Raw genomic sequence first — 18,772 nt, forward strand, 5'->3', positions numbered from 1 at the left:
CGGCGCTGTCCGCCAGCGCCGCGCCGACCCTGGCGGAGCACGCCGGCTGGCGGCTCGGCCTCGGTGCCTGGGCGGCGCTCGCCGCGCTCGCGCTGCTGGCCTGGTGGCTGCAACCCGGCACCCGCCTGCGCCTGCCCGACGCGCAGCCGGGCAGGAGCCTCCTGCGCTATCCGCGGACCTGGCTGCTGGTCCTGTTCTTCGGCCTCGGCACGGCCTGCTACACCTGCGTGCTGGCCTGGCTCGCGCCCTATTACCTGGAGCAGGGCTGGAGCGCCCAGGAATCCGGGCTGCTGCTCGGTTTCCTGACGGCCATGGAGGTGCTCTCCGGGTTGCTCGCGCCGGCCCTGGCCAGCCGCTCGCGGGATCGCCGCCCGGTGCTGGTCGGGCTAACGGCGCTGATGCTGGCCGGCTTCCTCGGCCTCGCCTGGGCGCCGGCCAGCCTGCCGCTGCTCTGGGCGCTGTGTCTGGGACTGGGCATCGGCGGGCTGTTCCCCATGGGCTTGATCGTCTGCCTCGACCACTTCGACGCGCCGCAACGCGCCGGTCAACTGGCTGCCCTGGTACAAGGCGCCGGCTACCTGATCGCCGGGGTCTCGCCATGGATCGCCGGGCTGCTGCGCGACAGCCTCGGCAGCTTCACCGGCGCCTGGCTCGGGCTGGCCACGGTGGCGGCGCTGCTGCTGGGACTGGGCCTGCGCTTCGACCCGCGGCGCTATGCGGCACTGTTCGCCGAGCGGCAGGCGCGAGGTGTCGGCGCCGAAAGCTTGCGCTGAGGAAAGGGACGGGTTCTGATGGCGCTCCCGACGCCGTCAGGACGCCCCGATGCTGATCGCCAACGGCCTGCGCAAGGTCGACATGCAGGACCTGCTGGTCTTCCTCCAGGTCCACCAACGACAGAACCTCGTCGAGGTCGCCGAACACCTGAACCTCAGTCCGTCGACGGTCAGCTACTGCCTGAAGAAGCTGCGCCAGGCCTTCGACGACGAGCTGTTCATCGCCACCCGCGGCGGCATGCAGCCGACCCACAAGAGTCGCGCCATGCTGCCCCACGTGGAGGAAATGCTCGCCCGCATCAACGCCTGTCACGCCGCCCAGGGCAGCTTCGACCCGCGTGGCGAGCCGCGGACCTTTACCCTCTGCGCGCCGGAATACGTCGAGCTGCTGATCCTTCCGGCACTCCTGCGACGGCTCGCCGCCAACGGCCCGAGGATCGGCCTGGACATCCGCCGCCTGGGTCCCGAACTGCCCACCGAAGCATTGCTCGACGGCCAGGTCGACCTGGTCTTCGACTTCGGTCCCGAGTACCACCGACCGGCACCGGAGCTACAGGCGCTCGCCCTGTTCAGCGACGAGCTGCTCTGCGTACAGGATCGTGCCCAGCCGCGCCACGAGCGCCTGGAACTGGACGAGTTCTGCAGGCGCCGCTTCGTCTTCCCGACCCCGCTCGACGCCAGCAACGCCAACCTGGTGGACACGTGGCTGCGACGCCAGGGCCGCAGCCGCGAGGTCGCCGCGCGCGCCAACAGCTACGTCGCCGCCCTGCAACTGCTGTCGGGCAGCGACTTCGTGCTGATGCTGCCACGGCGTATCCATGCACTGCTCGACGATGGCCGCCATCACGCCTGCCTCGCACCGCCCGGGCTGCCGCCGTTCGCCCTGCACCTGTCATGGAGCCGCGCCGCCGAGCAGGACCCGGCGAACCTCTGGCTGCGCGAGCAGGTACTGATCGTCTGCGCCGAGCTGGGTTTGCTCTAGCCTGCGTCATCCTGCACTTCGAGGCTCGCCGCCAGGGAGCGCCAGAGCACTTCGGCGAATACCTGCTGGATGCCGCCGGCCAGGTAGTCGAACATCTGCTGCGCTTCCCGCCACTGGCTGCACACCAGCCAGAGATCCGGCTCGAGGGCGTCCCTGCGCACCTGGTACTCCAGGCAACCCGGCGCCTCCAGCCCCGGTTCGACCAGTTGTTGCAGGCGCAGGCCAAGCCGTTCCGACTGACCATTGCGCGCGCGAATACGGATTACCTGGCTGGCGCTCATGACGGACGCTCCTCCGGGCGAACGAGCGACACCTCAGTGGGCGCCGCGTTCCAGTGGCTTGAGGATCGGGTCGCCCTCCTTGAGCAACTCCCAGACCAGCAACTTGGCCGGCTTCATCGGATCGGGATTGCGTGCCAGCAGGTGCGGCACGTTCGCCGGCTCGTACCAGCTCTGGCCCACCGTGTAGGTCTCCACCGGGCCGCCTTCCAGTTGCGTCTGCACGGTGCCTTCGAGCACGTAGACGAACACCGAGCCGGGATGCACATGGGGCGCGGAGACCTGGCCGGGCTTGAACGACACCGTCAGCATCAACCCACGATGGCCGGGAATCTCGGCCAGGGCCTGGTCGTGCAGGGTTTCCACCTTCTCCGCAACATGGGCGCTGGCCAGCGTCGGCAGCGCGGCGAGCAGCAGGCAGGCGATCGATCGATTGGCCTTCATCGCCGTCCACCTCATTCCGGTTGCATGCCCATGCCGACGCCGAAGCGGTTCCAGGCGTTGATGGCCGAGACCGCCAGGGTCAGTTCGGCGATCTCCTTGTCGTCGAAGTGCTCGCGCAGTTCGTCGAGCAGGCCGTGCGGCAACGCCCCCTGGCTGAGGCGGGCGAGTTGCTCGGTCCAGGCCAGGGCAGCGCGCTCGCGTGGGGTGAAGTAGGGGGTTTCCTGCCAGACGCAGAGCGCTTGCAGACGCTGCTCGGTCTCGCCGGCCTTGCGCGCGTCGTTGGCATGCATGTTCACGCAGTAGGCGCAACCGTTGATCTGCGAAGTGCGCAGGTAGACCAGTTCGATCAACGGGCGCTCCAGGCCGGCCTTGGCCAGGGCCTTTTCCAGGCCGAGCATGGCGGCATAGGCGTCGGGGGAGGCTTTGGCCCATTCGAGGCGGGTGGTCATGGCGAATCTCCTTGGCTGATTGGCAGCCGCGAGAGTGGAAAGCGGCGCGGCATGGGGTAACACTAAGCCTGCCTTTGGCTTCCACGAAGAGCCAATTACCAGAAATACCAGGTAGCCAATTTCGCCATGGAACTGCAACTGATCCTCGACGGCCGCCACGACCTGGTCGGCCAGCTCTATCGCCAGCTGCGCGACGCGATCCTCCATGGTCGCCTGGCCACCGGCGATCGCCTGCCAGCCACGCGCTACCTCGCCGAACGCCTGGAAGTGTCGCGCAAGACCGTCAGCGAAGCCTACGAGCGCCTCGCCAGCGAGGGCTTCCTCGAAGGCCGGGTCGGCAGCGGCACCTTCGTCGCCCGCGGGCCCGCCGGGGAAGCGCCGCCGCAGCGCGCCGACGGTCCGTTGCGGCCGGCCGCGCGCTGGGCACGCATCGAACCGCAGTCCGGTCTGATGGACCAGCGAGCACCGCTCCGCTACAGCTTCGCCGGCGGCACGACCGACAAGCGCCGCTTTCCCTTCGATACCTGGCGTACCTGCGTGCTCCAGGCGCTACGCCTGCAACAGCGCTCGCCGGCGTTCTACAAGGAAACCGAAGGCGACCCCGAGCTGCGCCTGGCGATCTCCCGCTACCTGGCGATCAACCGCGCCGTGCAGTGCGACTGGAACGCCCTGATGGTCACCCAGGGCGCCCAGCAGGGACTCGACCTGCTGGCCCGGGTGATGCTCGACCCCGGCGACCTGGCGGTGGTCGAGGAACCCGGTTATCCGCCGGCCCGCGCCAGCCTGCTGGCCACCGGCGCCGAGGTGCGCGGAGTGCCGGTGGACGCCGAGGGGCTGCGCGTCGACCTGCTGCCGGACAACGCCAAGCTGGTCTACGTCACCCCGTCGCACCAGTTCCCGCTGGGCATGCCGATGAGCCTGGAGCGGCGCCTGCAGTTGCTGGACTGGGCGCAGCGCCACCGGGCGCTGATCATCGAGGACGACTACGACAGCGAGTACCGCTTCGACGGGCGTTCGCTGGAGTCGCTGCGCAGCCTCGACCGGAACGGCCAGGTGGCCTACCTCGGGACCTTTTCCAAGACCCTCTTCCCCGAGCTGCGCCTCGGCTACCTGCTGCCGCCGGCAAGCCTGCGCGAAGCGGTGCTGGCGGCGCGCAAGCTGGTCGACCGGCACAGCGAGACCTTGCAGCAACGCGCCCTCGCGCTGTTCATCCAGCGCGGCGACTTCGCCCGCCATACGCGCCGCCTGCAACGCGAATACGCCCAGCGTCGCGGACGCCTGCTGGAACGCCTGCACGGCGACCTGAGCCCCTGGCTCGAAGCGCTGCCGGCGGTGGCCGGGATCCACCTCGCGGCGCGCTGTCGCGAACCGCTGGATGTGCTGCGCATCGCCCGTCATTTGCGCCAGCAAGGCCTGGAGGTCGGCACCCTGCCGCCCTTCTACGCGGAAACCCCGGCACAGGCCGGCTTCCTCTTCGGCTTCGGCTGCATCGAACGGGACGACATCGACCCGGCGCTGGACCTGTTGCGCGCCGAGCTGCGGCGCTAGGCTCGCTCCCGCCCATCCACGGCCGGCAACTCGGCGGCGTGCGTAGGAGCCGATCTCCCCGGCAAGAGGCTCGATTGCAACCGCGCCCATGCCCAGCGGCGCATGACGCGCCGCGTTATCCGCCCTATGGGACAAAGGCCCGGCGAGGACGGCTCAGGACTGCAGCAGTTTCGCCAGTCGTTCGCCGTCCAGCCCGAGCATGCGGGCAGCCTTGCTCTCGGCCAGTTGCTCCGCGTCGTCCTCGGGCAGGCTGGCGGCCTGGGTCGCCAGGCTGAGGATCAGCTCTTCGCGGGAAAGCACGCCACCGAACTGGTACGCCGCAGCGATCAGCCGGCGCAGCTCCAGCGGCAGCCGCCAACGCGCCCGCAGGGCCGAGCCGAAGCTGGCGCCGAAACGCCCCAGCAGCTCGTCGAGGCGCGCCTCGTCCAGCGCGCCGCCGCCATCGCACCAATCCTGCAATGTCCGCAGCAGCGCCAGGTCGCCCAGGCGATGCAGCAGCCCTGCGGTATAGCAGCGCTCGACGTCCGCGCCGAGGGCGTCGGCCAGTTCCCAAGCGATGTCCGCGCAACGTTGCGAAAGATCCCAGAAGTGCATGGCGCGCTCGGCCAGTAGCGGCTCGCCGAGCTGGATGGCCCGCTGCAGGCTGAAACCGAGCACCAGGTTCAGGCTGTGCCCGAGTCCCAGCCGCCGCAGGGCCTGGCCCAGGGTCTGGCAGGCCGGACCGACGTGCCGGGCGGCGCTGTTGGCGGCGGCGATCAGGCCAGCGGTGATCTGCGGGTCGCGACCGAACTCATCCTCCAGCACGCGCAGCGGATGCTCCTCGGCGCTCAGGCAACGATCGCTGGCGGCACGCACGTCGGCCAGCAACGGCGCCCCCTCCGCGGAGTCGCGCGCACGTTCGAGGAAAGCCTCCAGGTTCTCGCCCGCGTCCCGCTCCGGCAGCGGACAGGCGACCACCTCGTCGCCCTTCAGCAACAACCCTCGCAGGCGTTGCATCAGGTTCTCGGCCTGGAACGGCTTCACCAGGTAGGCGGTCGGCGCCAGTGCCACGGCGGCGCGCACGCTGGCCTGGTCGGCGCGGTCGCTGATCAGGATGAACGGCTGCTCGGCGACCGAGCGGCGCAGGCGCGCTTCGCGCAGCAGCTCGAAGCCATCCACCTGCGGCAGGTTCAGCTCGGCCAGGATCAACGCGAAGCGCCGGCGCCGGCAATGCGCCAGCGCTTCTCCGCCATCGCCGCAGAGGACCAGCCGGGCATCGCAACGCACGCCGAGGACCAGTTGGCCAAGCAAGTCGCGACTCCAGGGGTCCGGGTCGGCAATCAGGATGACGGGGGCCTTTTTCGCGGCACTCATGGCGTTCCTCTTCGAACCTGGCGAACCGAGCGGGACGCACCAGGCATGACAGGCGGGCACGACACGGCCCGCGGGCACACAAGGGTATGACGGACGAACACGGTGCGCCTCTAGGACCTGTCCTAATCGCCACGAACGGAACGACCGGAGGAATGCGGGAGGATTCGTATGCGCCAGGCGCCCAAGGGTAACAGGCGAAAACCGTTCGTCGGGCGTTTCGCGGAAAACCCTGGCAGAAAAAAGAGGCTTCCGTTTCCGTGAAGCCTCTGAAAGAAAGGCCCGCGCGGACGCGCGGGCCTCGGGGGTATCGCTTTGCCGGTGAAGCTTAAGCGAGTTCGTCGAAGCACTCGGCCAGGATGGCCAGGCCCTTCTCCAGTTGCGCGTCGGGGATGGTGACGGGCATGAGGAAGCGGATGACGTTGTAGTAGGTGCCGCAGGAGAGCAGGATCAGGCCCTTCTCGCGCGCACGGACGACGATCTTGCTGACCAGCTCGGCGGCCGGCTTGTGGGTATCGCCGCCCTCGAACAGCTCGATGGCCACCATCGAACCCAGGCCACGAACGTCGCCGATCACCTTGTGCTTGGCCTGGATCTCGCGCAGGCCGGCCTTGAGGCGCTCGCCGACGGCTTGCGAACGTTCCAGCAGCTTCTCTTCCTCGAACACCTTCAGCACGGCCAGTGCCGCGGCGCAGGCGATCGGGCTGCCGGCATAGGTGCCGCCCAGGCCGCCGGGCGCGATGGCGTCCATGATCTCGGCCTTGCCGGCCACGCCGGAGATCGGGAAGCCGCCGCCGACCGACTTGGCGAAGGTGGTCAGGTCAGGAACGATGCCCAGTTGCTCGGTAGCGAAGAAGGTGCCGGTACGGCCGGCGCCGGTCTGCACTTCGTCGGCGATCAGCAGGATGCCGTGCTGGTCGCACAGGGTGCGCAGGCGCTGCATGAAGGACTTGGAGTTGACGTAGAAGCCACCCTCGCCCTGCACCGGCTCGATGATGATCGCGGCGATGTCCTGGGGCTGGGCATCGTTCTTGAAGATGCGCTCGATGCTGGCGATGGAGTCGTCCTCGCTCACGCCGTGCAGCTCGCAGGGCGCCAGGGCGCGGAAGATGCCGCCCGGCATCAGGCCCATGCCGGCGGAGTACGGGACCACCTTGCCGGTCAGGCCCAGGGTCATCATGGTGCGGCCGTGGTACGCGCCGGTGAAGGCGATCACGCCAGCGCGGCCGGTGGCGGCGCGGGCGATCTTGACGGCGTTCTCCACGGCTTCGGAGCCGGAGGTGACCAGCAGGGTCTTCTTCGGGAAGTCGCCCGGCACGCGCTTGGCGATTTCCTCGGCCAGCTCGATGTAGGGTTCGTAGGCCAGCACCTGGAAGCAGGTGTGGGACAGCTTGCCCAGTTGCTCTTGGACCGCGGCGATCACCTTCGGATGCAGGTGGCCGGTGTTCAGCACGGCGATGCCGCCGGCGAAGTCGATGTACTCGCGGCCTTCCACGTCCCAGACGGTGGAGTTCTCGGCGCGCTCGGCGACGACCGGGTGGATCTGGCCCACGCCGCGGGGTACCGCGGCCTGGCGACGCTTCAGCAGGGATTCGTTGGTCTTGCTCATGGCTTCCTCAGTGGCCGCTCATCGGGTCGGCCGGGTCAAAGGATGAAGGCGGGAAGGAAGCTCCCCAAGGCAGCATGCGATGATCGACTGCCTCGGGACTTGCAGGCCCGCCAGGGCTCGGAGCCGCTTCGCGATCGGCGACCGCGTCTCCCGGTTCGTCCGGTGCCACCACCGGCAACGTCGACACCGGACGGCGCAGCTCTTGCCTGCCGTCCGGCCCCTCCGGATGCGTTCCTCGCCGGGCTCAGATACCGCCCAGGCAGAGGTACTTGATCTCGAGGTAGTCCTCGATCCCGTACTTGGAACCTTCGCGGCCCAGGCCCGAGGCCTTGATGCCGCCGAACGGCGCCACTTCGTTGGAGATCAGGCCGGTGTTGATGCCGACCATGCCGTACTCCAGTTGCTCGGCGACGCGGAACACGCGGGCCAGGTCGCGGGCGTAGAAGTAGGACGCCAGGCCGAACTCGGTGTCGTTGGACATGGCGATGACCTCGGCCTCGTCCTTGAAGCGGAACACCGGCGCCAGCGGGCCGAAGGTCTCGTCCTTGGACACCAGGGCGTTCTTCGGCACGTCGACCAGGATGGTCGGCTCGAAGAAGGTGCCGCCGAGGGCGTGCGGCTTGCCGCCGGAAACCACCTTGGCGCCCTTGGAGACCGCGTCGGCGATGTGTTCCTCGACCTTGGCCACGGCCTTGGCGTCGATCAGCGGACCGGTGGTCACGCCGGCTTCCAGGCCGTTGCCGATGTTCAGCTTGGCCACGGCGGCCTTCAGCTTGTCGACGAAGGCGTCGTACACGCCGTCCTGCACGTACAGGCGGTTGGCGCAGACGCAGGTCTGGCCGTTATTGCGGTACTTGGAAATCAGCGCGCCCTCGACGGCGGCGTCCAGGTCGGCGTCGTCGAACACGATGAACGGCGCGTTGCCGCCCAGCTCCAGGGACACCTTCTTGATGTCCTGGGCGCACTCGGCCATCAGTTGGCGGCCGATTTCGGTGGAACCGGTGAAGGTCAGCTTGCGCACGATCGGGTTGCTGGTCAGCTCGCCGCCGACTTCGCCGGCGCTACCGGTGACCACGCTGAACACGCCCTTCGGAATGCCGGCGCGCTCTGCCAGTTCGGCCAGGGCCAGGGCGGAATACGGGGTCTGCGAAGCAGGCTTGAGCACCATGGTGCAGCCGGCGGCCAGGGCCGGGCCCGCCTTGCGGGTGATCATCGCCGAGGGGAAGTTCCACGGCGTGATGGCCGCGGTCACGCCGATCGGCTGCTTGATCACGATGATGCGCTTGTCCGGCTGGTGGCCGGGAATGGTGTCGCCATAGATGCGCTTGGCTTCTTCGCCGAACCATTCGAGGAAGGAGGCGGCGTAGGCGATCTCGCCCTTGGCCTCGGCCAGCGGCTTGCCCTGCTCGATGGTCATCAGGCGGGCCAGGTCGTCCTGGTTCTCGATCATCAGGTCGAACCAGCGGCGCAGCTTGTTGGCGCGCTCCTTGGCGGTCAGCGCGCGCCAGGCCGGCAGGGCCTTGTCGGCAGCCTCGATGGCGCGGCGGGTCTCGGCGGCGCCCATCTTCGGCACGCTGCCGATGATCTCGCCGGTGGCCGGGTTGTTCACCTTGATGGTCTGGCCGTTGTCGGCATCCACCCAGGCGCCATCGACGTAGGCTTGTTGACGGAACAGCTTGGCATCTTTGAGTTGCATGACCTGTCTCCTTCGAGGAATGCCGTGAGCAGCGGGTCTACCTCGACTACCCCGCGTGCCTGGTTGTCTGGTTCGGTTGTAACCGGAAAGTGTTGCCTGCTGGTTATTCGAAAGGGCCAGCGCCCCGGTGTTCCATTTCCTGCGCCCTGTGCCAGCGGCGTCGCCGTTACCGGCCGGCCACCGTGCGCAACGGGCGGACGCGGACGAACGCGACCGCCGACAGGCGTCGGGGAGGATACGAAAGACTCGTGCGGGAAAGGGATTGCGGACGAAACGCCACGCCGGCACCACGGCGGCCCGGCAGCGCGAAAGGCCGGACGAGCGACGGGCAGGTCAGAAAGAGGTCATTCCAGGGGCACGCGGCCGGCTGAACTGATGCCAATTCCCCGGTCTCCTGTTGTTGTGGCTTTGGGGGCGTTTGAAATCTCAAACGAATCCTAGGGCCACCACTGACAAAGGGCAATACCCCGTTCGATAAAATCAACGAAAGTCGGAAAATTCTGCTGCTTTGCTGAGCACATCCTCGACGGACGGTCGTTTTCGTTCGAAATCACGAACGTACGCACATGGAATGGACTCCCGCCGACGAGATGCGTATGATTGCGGCCTGCCGCGCGAGCCGCGGCGCTGCATCCGTAGCTCAGCTGGATAGAGTACTGCCCTCCGAAGGCAGGGGTCGTGGGTTCGAATCCCGCCGGATGCGCCATCTTCCAGAAGCCCGCCTTGTGCGGGCTTTTTGCTTTCAGACCTGCCTCACCGCCACCCGCTCCGCCGAGCAGCGCCTGTCCCTCGCCGCGAGACCAGAGCAACCGATCCTGTCCGGCCGGGAATGGCACTCAATGCCGGGGCCAGATGGAGGGTCGATCGGCGGATAGTTCCTCGGGGCTGGCCGTTTCACGTCTATAGTTCTGCATGCTCGGATGCCGTTCCTACCAGGACTCCCACAGGAGCAACAGGATGCGCTCATGGCATGGCGTAGTCACGAAAATCGCCAAGCAAGGCAAGGGCGCCGTGGTCAAGAATCGACTCGGCCCGGAAGAGCTTCTGGTGCCCTTCACAGTGAGTACGCTCGTCGAGGTCGACCTGGACGCAAGGATCTACGGAACGGATGTGGACGACACGCCCTGGGCGGAGGGCGACGAACGAAAGGAGGTGCTGGTCGGTACCGAAGTAGAACTGCTGACCGATACGGATACCTTTCCTACCCATGCGTCCCAGGTGCTCAGCGCCAATTTCCGTTTCGCCCTCGACATCGTCAAGGGAGGGCTCAGCGGCCCGGTCAGGAAAGGGGCGGTCCTGGTCATCTACCACGACTTCCAGCAGGAGATCCGGAGAGGCGACTCCGGCAGCGCCTTCGCGGAGGCGGTCGTCGCCTATGCGCGGAACAAGCTCTACAAGCCGGCCTTCGCGATCAAGGCAGATACCAACTACGCCCAGTTGGTTCGGGATCTAGGCAAGGTTGCCGCGGAGAGCGGCGAACAGTACTTCATCGATACGATCCTCATCGCCACCCACGGCACGGCTGGCCAACTCTGGCTGGGCAACCCCCACGGCGAGAGCACCGCGGACGTCATGGCCCGGCGTGTCCAGGGCAAGCAGTTCGTCGAGCCCCAGGCCTTTGGTGCGACCCTTCTCGAACTGTTCGGCAAGGAACTGGCCATCGCCCTCTACGGGTGCGACTTCGCCGGGGACGAGGACGGAGAAGCGGCGGCCCTCGAGCTGCGCATCGCCGCCAACGCGAGAGCGGTCTACGCCGGCAAGGGCACGGTGTATCTCAATGCCAGCAAAGAGGGTCGTTCCACGGTGACCTGCAGCAAGGCGATGGTGGTCTACCGGACCGACAAGATCGAGGTACTGGGTGGAAACCAGGTACCGGTATTCGATATCTGAGGCCCCGCCCCGCACTGTCATTGCCGATTGACCAGGATCTTCGGCCCCAGACGCTCCGCCTCGCCCCTGGCCTTTTCCCTGGGGAGAGCCTTAAGATCGGGAGTCCGCACTGGGGCGGACCTTCTCTTCCTGCGGGTGGTTTCTCCGGATGCTTCCAGACAGCATGGTGGGTAGCAGCGCGCGGCGCCTTCGTTTGCGGCGGACGCGCGGGCGTGTCGGGCTCGGCCTGGTGGCCGGGCTGTCGGTACTGGCAGGCATGACCGACGCCATCGGTTTCCTCGCCACCGGCGACTTCGTTTCCTTCATGAGCGGCAACACCACGCGCCTGGCGGTATCGCTGGGCGAGGGCGACTTCGGCGGGCTGGTGCGGCTGAGCGTCGCCCTGGCCAGTTTCGTCGTCGGCAACGCGCTGGGAGTGATACTGGCGCGCTTCAGCGGGCGCCGGGCGGCGCCGATCCTGGTCTGCTGCGCGATGCTGCTGGCGTTGTCGGCGGTCTGGCCATTCGACTGGAACGTGCCGGCGCTGGTCGCCGCGATCCTCGCCATGGGCATGCTCAACGCCGTGGTCGAGCAGGTCAACGGCCTGCCCATCGGCCTGACCTACGTCACCGGCGCCCTCTCCCGCTTCGGCCGCGGCCTCGGCCGCTGGCTGCTGGGCGAGCGGCGCAACGGCTGGCGGGTGCAACTGGTGCCCTGGAGCGGCATGTGCGTCGGCGCGGTGCTCGGCGCCCTACTGGAACAGCAACTGGGCCTCGCGGCGATGGCGGCGAGCGCAGCGCTGGCGGCTCTTCTCGCGTTGCTGGCACTGGTGATTCCGCGGCCATGGCAGATGGACTATATGGTGCGTTGAGCGGCCACTGCGGGGTTTGCCGCGTGCCACGACGGCCCGACGAATCCCGGAACGGAGCGCAGCACTTCTTGACCTCGCCTGGAACCATTCAATAGGATGCGTGCACACGCACTTATATGGAATGGCGAGCCGATGAACCGCAGCGCCCTGGATTTCCGCCACTTCGTCGACCACCTGCGTCGCCAGGGTGACCTGGTGGACGTGCACACCGAGGTCGACGCCAACCTGGAGATCGGCGCCATCACCCGCCGGGTCTACGAACGCCGCGCACCCGCCCCGCTGTTCCACAACATCCGCGACAGCCTGCCCGGCGCGCGGGTACTGGGCGCGCCGGCCGGCCTGCGCGCCGACAGGGCCCGCGCCCATTCGCGCCTGGCGCTGCATTTCGGCCTGCCGGAACACAGCGGGCCGCGGGACATCGTGGCCATGCTGCGCGCCGCGATGCGCGCGGAACCGATCGCGCCGCGCCGGCTGGAGCGCGGGCCGGTGCAGGAAAACGTCTGGCTCGGCGAGCAGGTGGACCTGACCCGCTTCCCGGTCCCCTTGCTCCATGAGCAGGACGGCGGCCGCTATTTCGGCACCTACGGTTTCCACGTGGTACAGACGCCGGACGGCAGTTGGGACAGCTGGTCGGTGGGCCGGCTGATGCTGGTGGATCGCAACACCCTGGCGGGTCCGACCATTCCCACCCAGCACATCGGCATCATCCGCGAGCAGTGGCGCCGCCAGGGCAAGCCAACGCCCTGGGCGATGGCCCTCGGCGCACCGCCGGCGGCACTCGCGGCGGCCGGCATGCCGTTGCCGGAGGGGGTCAGCGAAGCCGGCTACGTAGGCGCCCTGGTCGGCGAGCCGGTGGAGGTGGTGCGCACGCAGACCAACGGCCTGTGGGTTCCGGCCAATGCCGAGATCGTCCTGGAGGGCGAGATCAGCCTCGACGAAACCGCGCTGGAAGGCCCGATGGGCGAATACCACGGCTATTCCTTCCCCACCGGCAAGCCGCAGCCGCTGTTCCACGTCCATGCGCTGAGCTTCCGCGACCAGCCGATCCTGCCGATCTGCGTCGCCGGCACGCCACCGGAGGAAAACCACACCATCTGGGGCACCATGATTTCCGCGCAACTGCTGGACGTGGCGCAGAACGCCGGACTGCCGGTGGACATGGTCTGGTGCTCCTACGAGGCGGCGACCTGCTGGGCCGTGCTGTCGATCGACGTACAGCGCCTGGCGGCCCTGGGCACCGACGCCGCGGCCTTCGCCGCACGGGTCGCCGAGACCGTCTTCGGCTCGCATGCCGGACACCTGGTGCCGAAGCTGATCCTGGTCGGCAACGACATCGACGTCACCGAGATCGACCAGGTGGTATGGGCGCTGGCGACCCGCGCGCATCCGCTGCACGACCATTTCGCCTTCCCGCAGATCCGTGACTTCCCGATGGTTCCCTACCTCGATGCCGAGGACAAGGCACGAGGCAGCGGCGGTCGGCTGGTGATCAACTGCCTGTACCCGGAACAGTTCGCCGGGCAAATGCGTGCCGCTACGGCGTCGTTCCGCCACGCCTATCCGACGGCGCTGCGCAGGCGAGTCGAAGAACGCTGGAGCGACTACGGATTCGGCGACGCCTGAGCGCTACAATCCCCGCCCTGGCGAAAGAGGATCGAGGAAGGTGACCGGGCCAATGACCGAGACGAACGCACTGGGGCTGCCCCAAGGCCCGCTGTACCTGATGACGGAGATCGTCCGCCAGCGCGAACGGCAACTCACCGCCCTGCTTGCCCCTCTCGAACTGGGGCTGCATGAATGGCGTGCGTTGCGGATCATCCACGCCTTCGACGGTGACGTGCCGATGAGCGTGCTCATCGAGCACTCACAGACCGACCGCACTGCGCTGGGCCGGACCATCGAACGGCTGGTGCGGCGCGGCTGGGTCAGCCGCCTGCCGGATCCGGACGACGGGCGCGCCGTGCTGGTGCGCCGCAGCCCGCGGCACAGGCGGTGTTCGAGCAGGCCCTGGCACAGGTCGCAGGGCTCGACGAAAGGCTGCTGGCGGGTCTCGGCGCCGGCCCGGAAGAAGAGGCGCTGACCCTCGTCCTGGGCAAGTTGCTGCGGGCCTTCGACGGGCTTTCCCGCGTGAGGCAATAGCCTTTCGAGGGCATCTCCGGGTTTGCGAAGCAACTCTCATCCCGGTCATGGACTGTCCATCCGGCCCCTATTTGCTGGCCGATTGATAGCATGGGCGGCCTTCGCAAGCCCATTCGACCCGCAATGCCACGACACCCGCACACCACCCTGCTCCTCTGCCTTTGCCTGACCCTGCCCGGTTGCGAGAGCGGCCGCAGCTACAGCCTTTCCGAAGGCGCGCCTGTCACAGGCATCCGCATCCAGCGCGACGACCGCTCGCCGTTGCAGCGCCTGCGGGACTGCGAACGCCAGGGTTGCAGCGAGCGGCAGAAGATCGACCCGTTCACCCCCGATCCTGACTACCTGCGCGCGGAAGGCCACTTCCCGCTGCCCTGGTAAGCTTCCCTCTTCGCCCGTTCCCGACGGGCTTTTTTCCGTTCCCGACAGATACCCTCAGCTGCCCTCAGCGCTTTCCTACGCACCAAGAAGGAAAGCCTCTCGCCTCTCTCGGAACGAGCCGATTTCTCGGCAGTCGCCGTTCGCATTCCATTGGTCACCCAACGGCAACCAGGATCAGCCATCACTGGTCTGCCCTCGCATGGAAACGGCCGCGCCCCCGGCGCCCCATGTCCGGCCCCACCCGCTAAGTCCAGAGGACCGAAGATGAACGACTACATCGCCCGGCTGCGCGAGAAATACGACGCCCATTTCGGTTGTGCGCCCGCCATGACCCTGGATTGCCGGGACTTCTGGAGACACTGCGTAGCGGTGCCGGAAATGGCGGTCTTCGCTTATCGCCTGGAAAGCACCCGGCGGCCGCACCATGTGGTGATCACTGCCGGGATGAGCCAGGCACCGATGCATTTCGCGCCCTACATGGGCAAGGCGCGCTGGTCCGCCGAGCTGATCTGCTATCTCGACGAACTGGGCGGCGATGACCTGCGCCACCTGCAATGGCTCGCCGGCCTGCCATTCCACGAGCGCCTCGCCCTGGGACATGGACATGCGGTGGCGTTCGGCTTCCCGCTCTACGAGCAGAGCCTGCTGCGGCACTTCCTTCTCCTCCCGGCGCCGCTGGAGGAGGATGCCTCCCTGTTCGACGGCTTCGCCCTGTCGGCGCATCCGGTCGACCTGCTGTGGGTCGTGCCGTTGACCGAGCAGGAATACCAGGTGAACGTCAAGGAACACCTCGAGGGCATCGCCAGGCTGCTGACCGACGCCGGCCACCCGCTCAGCCTCGACCGGCACCGCCATTGCTACGTCACCGGCCAGTCGCCGGAAGGGCTCGCACGGGTGCTGCACTAGCCCCGCAGGGAAAGACTAATAGCGCGGGCCCTACCTTCGTCGGGAAAGCGATGATGACGTTTTTCAATCGGTTCGATGCCGTTTTCCCCGCTTGCCGATCCGCTCGCCGTCTACGATTCTTGCTGGACGTGAGAACGGCTCCGGAGGGGCGCGTATGAAAACCGTGGCACAACTGTTGAACGCCAAGCAGAACCAGCAGGTGTACACCATCGGGGCGGACGAGATGGTGCTCGACGCCCTGCGCCTGATGGCGGAAAAGAACATCGGCGCGCTGCTGGTGGTGAACCATGGCGAGGTGGTAGGGGTGGTCAGCGAGCGCGACTATGCGCGCAAGATGGTCCTCAAGGGCCGTTCGTCCATCGGTACGCCGATCAGCGCGATCATGAGCGCGCCGGTGGTCAGCGTGGACTCGAAGCAGAGCGTCGACACCTGCATGAACCTGATGACCGATCGCCACCTGCGCCACCTGCCGGTCGTGGAAGACGGCCAGTTGCTCGGCCTGCTGTCCATCGGCGACCTGGTCAAGGCGGCGATCGCCGAGCAGGCCGAGCTGATCCAGCAACTGGAACAGTACATCCGCGGCGACTGAAGCGTACATGCCGGCCCTGCCCTTTTCCCGCCGGCTCACGCGATAATCCGCGGCTGTTCCCGTTGCGAGCCGCCGCCATGTCCTCTCCGCCGAAGATCCGCCGCTACATTCCCGCCGACCGCGATGCCACCCTCGCCATCTGGCTGGAGGCCTCGCGCGTCGGCCACGGTTTCCTCGGCGAAGCCGAGTTGCAGAAGCAGAAGGCACTGGTTCGCGATCATTATCTGGATGCCTCGGAAACCTGGCTGGCGCTGGACGGCGATACGCCGCTGGGCTTCATCGGCCTGCTCGATGCCTTCATCGGCGGCCTGTTCGTCGCCCCGACGGCCCACGGGCGCGGGATCGGCCGGCAACTGGTGGAGCACGCGGCAACCCTGAAGGGCGCGCTGGAGGTCGAGGTCTACGCCGCCAACCGCGAGGCGCTGGGGTTCTACGCGCGCTGCGGCTTCGTCGAGAGCGGCCGACGCCCGCGCGACGACGAGGGGCGCGCGCTGGAGATCGTCCAGTTGCGCCGCGAACACTAGTCGCCCTTGCGGAAAACGCTCGGCGAGACGCCGCTCAGGCGCTTGAAGAAACGGGTGAAGTAGGCCGGCTCGCTGAAGCCGAGGCGGTCGGCGATCTCGTTCACCGTCATCGCCGTGTAGACCAGGTCGCGCTTGGCCTCCAGCAGCAGGCGCTGGTGCACGATGCCCAGTGCGGTCTGCCCGCTGAGGCGGCGCGCCACGCCGTTCAGGTGTGCCGGGGAGATGCCCAGGCGACGCGCGTACTCGTCGATTCCCAGGTGCTCGCGGAAATGCCGCTCGACCAGTTGCGAAAAGGCCGATAGGTATTCCTGACCGCGACCCGGCCGTGCCTCCGCCCGCCGGACCATCACCTGCCGCCCCAGCCACACCGCCAGCACGCCGATCAGCGACTGCAACAACAGCTCGCGCGCCGGCGCAGCGCCGGCGTACTCGCCATCTATGGCGTCGAACAGCGTGTCGATATAGCGCCGGTCCGCGCCCACCGGGTACAGCCCCGGCGCTTCCAGCGCCTGGCGCTGCGCGCCGAGGTGCGCCTGCAAGCGGGCCAGCAACGGTGCGGCGAGTGTCAGTACGTAGCCGTCGATGCGCTCGGAGAACTGGAAGCCATGGATGCACAACGGCGGTACGAACTGGATGGAAGGCTGCTCGACGCGAGTCGGCTCGCCCTCGACCTGGAGCTGCGCCCAGCCCTTGCGCACGTAGAGCAACTGAGCGAGATCGGCGTGCCGGTGCGGCTTGATCTCCCAGTCGTGCAGGCGACTGCGGGCGGGGATCGACTCGCAGTGCAGCAGGTCCGGGGTCGGCCATTCGAGGGGCGCGCCGTAGAGCTTGAACACCGGGACGTCGCGGATGGAATCCGTCATCGAGCCCTCCGAGCGAAATGGCCGATTGCCGAACAGAGTTTATAAAAGTCCAGAAATAGATCGGCAATTTGCCTTCTATAGCACCCCACGGCAAACAAAAATACAGCCACCTCCAGACAAGATCAGCGCCGGCGCATGCGCCGCCGGCCAGCCATAACAGCGAGAGGGCTATCCGCAATGAAGACTCAAGTCGCCATCATCGGCGCCGGTCCGTCCGGCCTCCTGCTCGGCCAGTTGCTGCACAAGGCCGGCATCGACAACGTGATCCTCGAACGCCAGACCCCGGACTACGTGCTCGGCCGCATCCGCGCCGGCGTGCTGGAACAGGGTATGGTCGACCTGCTGCGCGAGGCCGGCGTCGACCGGCGCATGGCGCGCGACGGGCTGGTCCACGAAGGCGTGGAGATCGCCTTCGCCGGGCAGCGCCGGCGCATCGACCTGAAGCGCCTGAGCGGCGGCAAGACGGTGACGGTCTACGGCCAGACCGAGGTCACCCGCGACCTCATGGAGGCCCGCGAAGCCTGCGGCGCCACTACCGTCTACCAGGCCGCCGAGGTGCGCCTGCACGACCTGCAAGGTGAGCGCCCCTACGTGACCTTCGAACGCGACGGCGAACGGCTGCGCCTGGATTGCGACTACATCGCCGGCTGCGATGGCTTCCACGGCATCTCGCGGCAATCGATCCCGGCGGAGCGGCTGAAGGTCTTCGAGCGGGTCTATCCGTTCGGCTGGCTCGGCCTGCTCGCCGACACCCCGCCGGTCAGCCACGAACTGATCTACGCCAACCATCCGCGCGGCTTCGCCCTGTGCAGCCAGCGTTCGGCGACCCGCAGCCGCTACTACGTACAGGTGCCATTGACAGAGAAGGTCGAGGACTGGTCCGACGAGCGCTTCTGGACGGAACTGAAGGCGCGCCTCCCGGCCGAGGTGGCGGAGAAACTGGTGACCGGTCCTTCGCTGGAGAAGAGCATCGCGCCGCTGCGCAGCTTCGTGGTCGAGCCGATGCAGCATGGCCGGCTGTTCCTCGCCGGCGACGCCGCGCACATCGTGCCGCCCACCGGCGCCAAGGGACTGAACCTGGCGGCCAGCGACGTCAGCACGCTCTACCGGCTGCTGCTGAAGGCCTACCGCGAAGGGCGGGGCGAACTGCTGGAACGCTACTCGGCAATCTGCCTGCGGCGGATCTGGAAGGCCGAACGCTTCTCCTGGTGGATGACTTCGGTGCTGCATCGCTTCCCCGACACCGACGCGTTCAGCCAGCGCATCCAGCAGACCGAACTGGAGTACTACCTGGGCTCCGAGGCGGGCCTGGCGACCATCGCCGAGAACTATGTCGGCCTGCCCTACGAGGAAATCGAGTAGGCCGCGCCACCCCGGCGCAACGCCGGGGCACCATTCCCAAGGCGGCACGCAACGTTGGCGCAGGCGAATATCGACGAAAGACGACCCTCGGATCGATATTCCCCGGCACCTGTCCTACCCCAGGCGCAGTATGATGCCCGCT

General features: G+C 67.6%; 18 protein-coding genes, 1 tRNA gene and 1 pseudogene. 13 read left to right on the forward strand and 7 right to left on the reverse strand.

The features are described 5' to 3' along the window. Together HMPREF2716_RS01285 and HMPREF2716_RS01290 are read left to right on the forward strand one after the other, a co-directional pair. Positions 1–773 (forward strand): MFS transporter (locus HMPREF2716_RS01285; protein WP_139824986.1); only part of this gene is annotated, 773 nt, incomplete at its 5' end. Between the two features lie 49 nt (positions 774–822). Further along, entirely contained in the window at positions 823–1,755 is a 933-nt protein-coding gene (locus tag HMPREF2716_RS01290; protein ID WP_003112928.1) for a LysR family transcriptional regulator, read from the forward strand. On the opposite strand, the gene HMPREF2716_RS01295 is transcribed toward HMPREF2716_RS01290, so the two are convergent. Genes HMPREF2716_RS01295 through HMPREF2716_RS01305 form a run of 3 tightly spaced genes read right to left on the reverse strand, consistent with a single transcriptional unit; the run spans position 1,752 to position 2,926 of the window. Next, complete coding sequence (locus HMPREF2716_RS01295; RefSeq protein ID WP_003106257.1) at positions 1,752–2,036, reverse strand: antibiotic biosynthesis monooxygenase family protein; 285 nt, start codon at positions 2,034–2,036, stop codon at positions 1,752–1,754. The genes HMPREF2716_RS01290 and HMPREF2716_RS01295 overlap by 4 nt on opposite strands. Before the next feature lie 33 nt (positions 2,037–2,069). Continuing rightward, the gene (locus HMPREF2716_RS01300) at positions 2,070–2,477 is read right to left on the reverse strand and encodes a cupin domain-containing protein (RefSeq protein ID WP_003118713.1); all 408 of its coding nucleotides are present in this window, start codon (positions 2,475–2,477) and stop codon (positions 2,070–2,072) included. 11 nt (positions 2,478–2,488) lie between these two features. Then, a complete protein-coding gene (locus HMPREF2716_RS01305; RefSeq protein ID WP_003106260.1) occupies positions 2,489–2,926 on the reverse strand; it encodes a carboxymuconolactone decarboxylase family protein in 438 nt (145 codons plus the stop codon). Positions 2,927–3,052: 126 nt separating this feature from the next. Between HMPREF2716_RS01305 and HMPREF2716_RS01310 the strand changes: the two genes are divergently transcribed. Further along, a complete protein-coding gene (locus HMPREF2716_RS01310) occupies positions 3,053–4,474 on the forward strand; it encodes a MocR-like pyridoxine biosynthesis transcription factor PdxR (RefSeq protein WP_003106262.1) in 1,422 nt (473 codons plus the stop codon). 153 nt (positions 4,475–4,627) lie between these two features. Here HMPREF2716_RS01310 and HMPREF2716_RS01315 read toward each other — a convergent pair whose 3' ends face one another. From HMPREF2716_RS01315 to gabD, 3 genes are all read right to left on the reverse strand, one after another. Continuing rightward, positions 4,628–5,827 (reverse strand): HDOD domain-containing protein, encoded by a 1,200-nt coding sequence (locus tag HMPREF2716_RS01315; RefSeq protein WP_033938289.1) that lies wholly within the window; start codon positions 5,825–5,827, stop codon positions 4,628–4,630. A 325-nt stretch (positions 5,828–6,152) separates the two neighbouring features. Continuing rightward, a complete protein-coding gene (gene gabT / locus HMPREF2716_RS01320; RefSeq protein ID WP_070621781.1) occupies positions 6,153–7,433 on the reverse strand; it encodes a 4-aminobutyrate--2-oxoglutarate transaminase in 1,281 nt (426 codons plus the stop codon). Positions 7,434–7,677: 244 nt separating this feature from the next. Further along, complete coding sequence (gene gabD, locus HMPREF2716_RS01325; protein ID WP_003106269.1) at positions 7,678–9,129, reverse strand: NADP-dependent succinate-semialdehyde dehydrogenase; 1,452 nt, start codon at positions 9,127–9,129, stop codon at positions 7,678–7,680. 629 nt (positions 9,130–9,758) lie between these two features. On the opposite strand from gabD, the gene HMPREF2716_RS01335 reads away from it, so the two are divergent. From HMPREF2716_RS01335 to HMPREF2716_RS01375, 9 genes and pseudogenes are all read left to right on the forward strand, one after another. Further along, positions 9,759–9,835: transfer RNA gene (locus HMPREF2716_RS01335), tRNA-Arg, on the forward strand. A 251-nt stretch (positions 9,836–10,086) separates the two neighbouring features. After that, on the forward strand, positions 10,087–11,019 hold the full coding sequence (locus HMPREF2716_RS01340) for a hypothetical protein (protein ID WP_003106171.1): 933 nt from the start codon (positions 10,087–10,089) through the stop codon (positions 11,017–11,019). Positions 11,020–11,182: 163 nt separating this feature from the next. Continuing rightward, positions 11,183–11,869 (forward strand): YoaK family protein, encoded by a 687-nt coding sequence (locus tag HMPREF2716_RS01345; RefSeq protein ID WP_003106170.1) that lies wholly within the window; start codon positions 11,183–11,185, stop codon positions 11,867–11,869. A 132-nt stretch (positions 11,870–12,001) separates the two neighbouring features. Next, positions 12,002–13,492: a UbiD family decarboxylase HudA gene (gene hudA, locus HMPREF2716_RS01350; RefSeq protein WP_003118119.1), complete on the forward strand. Its 1,491-nt coding sequence runs from the start codon at positions 12,002–12,004 to the stop codon at positions 13,490–13,492. Positions 13,493–13,532: 40 nt separating this feature from the next. Beyond that, positions 13,533–14,008 (forward strand): annotated as a pseudogene (locus HMPREF2716_RS01355) (MarR family winged helix-turn-helix transcriptional regulator). Positions 14,009–14,098: 90 nt separating this feature from the next. Beyond that, positions 14,099–14,386, forward strand: a complete 288-nt coding sequence (locus HMPREF2716_RS01360) for a hypothetical protein (protein ID WP_003123838.1) — start codon at positions 14,099–14,101, stop codon at positions 14,384–14,386. Positions 14,387–14,650: 264 nt separating this feature from the next. Further along, positions 14,651–15,292, forward strand: coding sequence for a suppressor of fused domain protein (locus tag HMPREF2716_RS01365; RefSeq protein WP_003161829.1), 642 nt, complete (start codon positions 14,651–14,653; stop codon positions 15,290–15,292). Between the two features lie 154 nt (positions 15,293–15,446). Further along, positions 15,447–15,881, forward strand: a complete 435-nt coding sequence (locus tag HMPREF2716_RS01370) for a CBS domain-containing protein (RefSeq protein WP_003112686.1) — start codon at positions 15,447–15,449, stop codon at positions 15,879–15,881. 77 nt (positions 15,882–15,958) lie between these two features. Then, the gene (locus HMPREF2716_RS01375; RefSeq protein WP_003084100.1) at positions 15,959–16,405 is read left to right on the forward strand and encodes a GNAT family N-acetyltransferase; all 447 of its coding nucleotides are present in this window, start codon (positions 15,959–15,961) and stop codon (positions 16,403–16,405) included. Here the strand turns inward: HMPREF2716_RS01375 and HMPREF2716_RS01380 are convergent. Continuing rightward, the gene (locus HMPREF2716_RS01380; RefSeq protein WP_004346791.1) at positions 16,402–17,268 is read right to left on the reverse strand and encodes a helix-turn-helix domain-containing protein; all 867 of its coding nucleotides are present in this window, start codon (positions 17,266–17,268) and stop codon (positions 16,402–16,404) included. The genes HMPREF2716_RS01375 and HMPREF2716_RS01380 overlap by 4 nt on opposite strands. Before the next feature lie 177 nt (positions 17,269–17,445). Here HMPREF2716_RS01380 and pobA point away from each other — a divergent pair, with 177 nt between their 5' ends. Continuing rightward, positions 17,446–18,630 carry a 4-hydroxybenzoate 3-monooxygenase gene (pobA, locus tag HMPREF2716_RS01385; RefSeq protein ID WP_003084095.1) on the forward strand — a complete coding sequence of 395 codons (1,185 nt, stop codon included), beginning with the start codon at positions 17,446–17,448 and terminating at the stop codon, positions 18,628–18,630. Positions 18,631–18,772: the final 142 nt, after the last annotated feature.

Origin of the sequence: Pseudomonas sp. HMSC076A11 (genome assembly GCF_001810205.1) — a bacterium.
Lineage (GTDB): Bacteria > Pseudomonadota > Gammaproteobacteria > Pseudomonadales > Pseudomonadaceae > Pseudomonas > Pseudomonas aeruginosa.

Excerpts from the sequence above, each read along its gene's own strand:
- HMPREF2716_RS01360 (WP_003123838.1), top strand. The coding sequence starts at position 14,099 with ATGGGCGGCCTTCGCAAGCCCATTCGACCCGCAATGCCACGACACCCG.
- HMPREF2716_RS01370 (WP_003112686.1), top strand. The coding sequence starts at position 15,447 with ATGAAAACCGTGGCACAACTGTTGAACGCCAAGCAGAACCAGCAGGTG.
- hudA (WP_003118119.1), top strand. The coding sequence starts at position 12,002 with ATGAACCGCAGCGCCCTGGATTTCCGCCACTTCGTCGACCACCTGCGT.
- HMPREF2716_RS01345 (WP_003106170.1), top strand. The coding sequence starts at position 11,183 with ATGGTGGGTAGCAGCGCGCGGCGCCTTCGTTTGCGGCGGACGCGCGGG.
- HMPREF2716_RS01295 (WP_003106257.1), bottom strand. The coding sequence starts at position 2,036 with ATGAGCGCCAGCCAGGTAATCCGTATTCGCGCGCGCAATGGTCAGTCG.
- HMPREF2716_RS01380 (WP_004346791.1), bottom strand. The coding sequence starts at position 17,268 with ATGACGGATTCCATCCGCGACGTCCCGGTGTTCAAGCTCTACGGCGCG.
- HMPREF2716_RS01300 (WP_003118713.1), bottom strand. The coding sequence starts at position 2,477 with ATGAAGGCCAATCGATCGATCGCCTGCCTGCTGCTCGCCGCGCTGCCG.
- HMPREF2716_RS01340 (WP_003106171.1), top strand. The coding sequence starts at position 10,087 with ATGCGCTCATGGCATGGCGTAGTCACGAAAATCGCCAAGCAAGGCAAG.
- HMPREF2716_RS01315 (WP_033938289.1), bottom strand. The coding sequence starts at position 5,827 with ATGAGTGCCGCGAAAAAGGCCCCCGTCATCCTGATTGCCGACCCGGAC.
- HMPREF2716_RS01375 (WP_003084100.1), top strand. The coding sequence starts at position 15,959 with ATGTCCTCTCCGCCGAAGATCCGCCGCTACATTCCCGCCGACCGCGAT.
- gabD (WP_003106269.1), bottom strand. The coding sequence starts at position 9,129 with ATGCAACTCAAAGATGCCAAGCTGTTCCGTCAACAAGCCTACGTCGAT.
- HMPREF2716_RS01310 (WP_003106262.1), top strand. The coding sequence starts at position 3,053 with ATGGAACTGCAACTGATCCTCGACGGCCGCCACGACCTGGTCGGCCAG.
- HMPREF2716_RS01290 (WP_003112928.1), top strand. The coding sequence starts at position 823 with ATGCTGATCGCCAACGGCCTGCGCAAGGTCGACATGCAGGACCTGCTG.
- gabT (WP_070621781.1), bottom strand. The coding sequence starts at position 7,433 with ATGAGCAAGACCAACGAATCCCTGCTGAAGCGTCGCCAGGCCGCGGTA.
- pobA (WP_003084095.1), top strand. The coding sequence starts at position 17,446 with ATGAAGACTCAAGTCGCCATCATCGGCGCCGGTCCGTCCGGCCTCCTG.
- HMPREF2716_RS01305 (WP_003106260.1), bottom strand. The coding sequence starts at position 2,926 with ATGACCACCCGCCTCGAATGGGCCAAAGCCTCCCCCGACGCCTATGCC.
- HMPREF2716_RS01365 (WP_003161829.1), top strand. The coding sequence starts at position 14,651 with ATGAACGACTACATCGCCCGGCTGCGCGAGAAATACGACGCCCATTTC.